The organism is Arthrobacter sp. SW1, assembly GCF_001766675.1.
In the GTDB taxonomy this organism is placed as follows: domain Bacteria; phylum Actinomycetota; class Actinomycetes; order Actinomycetales; family Micrococcaceae; genus Arthrobacter.
Map to the genome: position 1 here is coordinate 1 of NZ_MJLT01000036.1, position 1993 is coordinate 1993.

2 protein-coding genes and 1 pseudogene are annotated in these 1993 nt (G+C 66.6%); all 3 read left to right on the forward strand.

Features of this window, described 5'->3' with window-relative positions; translation table 11 throughout:
• Nucleotides 1-345 (forward strand): annotated as a pseudogene (locus BIU82_RS13305) (2-keto-myo-inositol dehydratase); the annotation flags it as partial.
• A 48-nt stretch (nt 346-393) separates the two neighbouring features.
• Complete coding sequence (locus tag BIU82_RS13310; RefSeq protein WP_070349957.1) at nt 394-1425, forward strand: Gfo/Idh/MocA family oxidoreductase; 1032 nt, start codon at nt 394-396, stop codon at nt 1423-1425.
• Nucleotides 1422-1993: sugar phosphate isomerase/epimerase family protein (locus BIU82_RS13315; protein WP_070349958.1), on the forward strand; the 572-nt coding region annotated here is incomplete at its 3' end. The genes BIU82_RS13310 and BIU82_RS13315, both read left to right, overlap by 4 nt.

The window sequence follows — 1993 nt, forward strand, 5'->3', positions numbered from 1 at the left end:
GGCCACGCCGAATACGGCGGGGCCAGCAGCGTGGACCTCATCCGCAAATACCCCGAGCGCATCGGCTACCTGCACCTGAAGCAGATCAACCCGGACATCCTCGCCAAGGTCCGGGCGGAGAACAAGACCTGGGCCCAGGCCAACCTGGACGGCGTCATGACCGAGCCGCCCACCGGGCTGCCGGACCTCAACGAGGTCATCCTCGAGGTCGAGAAGCTGGACCGCCCGGTCTTCGGCATTGTGGAACAAGACATGTACCCCGTGGCCTTCGACGTACCGCTGCCCATCGCCACCCGCACGCGCAAATACCTGCTCAGCTGCGGATCCCGTACCCGGGTCTCCTGACCCGCCGCAAGCCACCCAGCCCACGCCACCAGAAAGGCACAACCCACCATGAGTGAAAACCTGCGCGTCGCCGTCATCGGTGCCGGCCGCATGGGTGCGGACCACGTCCAGCGCCTGCACACCCGTATCCACGGAGCGGAGGTCGCAGCCGTCGTCGACATCGACCTTGAGCGCGCCAACGCAGCCATCGCCGGCATCCCGGGAGCCAAGGCATACGCCACTGCAGCGGAGGCCTACGATTCCGGCGATGTCAACGCCGTTGTGATCGCCACGCCCGGCTTCCTCCACGAGGAAGCGCTGCTGGAGGCGCTGCCACTGGACATCCCGATCCTGTGCGAAAAGCCACTCACCACTGACTCCGGCTCCGCCTGGAAAGTTGTCGAAGCCGAGGTCGCCACCGGCCGCAAGCGCATTCAAGTGGGCTTCATGCGCCGCTACGACACCGAATACGCCGAGCTCGGCCGGCTCATTGGCAACGGCGAACTGGGCGAACTGCTCATGCTGCACTGCCGCCACCGCAACCCGGACACCCCTCCCGGTTTCACCAACGAAATGCTCATCAACGACTCCGTGGTCCACGAATTCGACGTGATCCGCTTCCTGACCGGCGAGGAGATCACCTCGGTCCAGGTCCGCACCGGCAAGCGCTCGCGCCGTGCTCCGGAAGGGCAGCACGATCCCCAGCATGTGCTCATCGAAACGGAATCCGGCGTACTGGCCGACGTCGAGATCTTCGTCAACGCCCAGTTCGGTTATGAGGTGGCCACCCAGGCCGCCTTCGAGGACGGCATCGTGGACATCGGAGGCGACGGCGGCCCGTACCTGCGCCGGGGCGGCAGCTGGGGCGGCAAGGTCACCCCGAGCTTCATCGAGCGTTTCGGTACCGCCTACGACGTCGAGGTGCAGGCCTGGGTGGACGCCGCCCACCGTGGCGAACTGGGCGGCCCCTCCGCCTGGGACGGGTACGCCACCGCTGCCTGCTGCGAGGCGGGCGTCGAGGCACAGAAGACCGGCGGCGAGGTCGCCGTCGTGCTGAACGAAAAGCCGGAGCTGTACCGGAGTGAAGGGGAGAAGCAGTGAAGATTGCGCTGGATCCCACGCCGTTCCACCACAGCCACTCGCTGCTGGACTTCCCGGCGCTCGCGGCCGAGCTGGGCTACAAGTACCTCCAGATGACGCCGCACGCGGACATGATCCCGTTCTTCCGCCACCCCAAGGCGGACGACGCGCTCGTGGTGCAGTTCCGCAAGAACTGCCAGGCTGCCGGCGTCGAAGTGGCTTCGGTGCTGCCGGTGCTGCGCTGGTCCGGACCCGATGAGACGGCCCGCCAGGCCGCCGTCCGGTACTGGAAGCGTGCCATCCAAATCTCCGTGGACCTGAGCTGCACCCAGATGAACACCGAGTTCTCCGGCCGCCCGGAGCTCCCGGAAGAGTCCGAAGCCTGCTTCTACAAGTCCATGGAGGAGCTCCTGCCGGTCTTCGAACGCGAGGGCGTGCACGTGGCCATCGACCCGCACCCGGACGACTTCGTGGAGGAAGGCCTGGCCGCCTGGCGCGTGATCCGTGGCCTGAACTCCCCGAACGTCGGCATGGTGTACGTGGCTTCGCACACCTTCCACATGAAGGATGCGCCGCTGGACATCATGCG

Bases quoted from the DNA above. Each gene is read 5' to 3' on its own strand.
- BIU82_RS13310 (WP_070349957.1), top strand. From the start codon at position 394: ATGAGTGAAAACCTGCGCGTCGCCGTCATCGGTGCCGGCCGCATGGGT.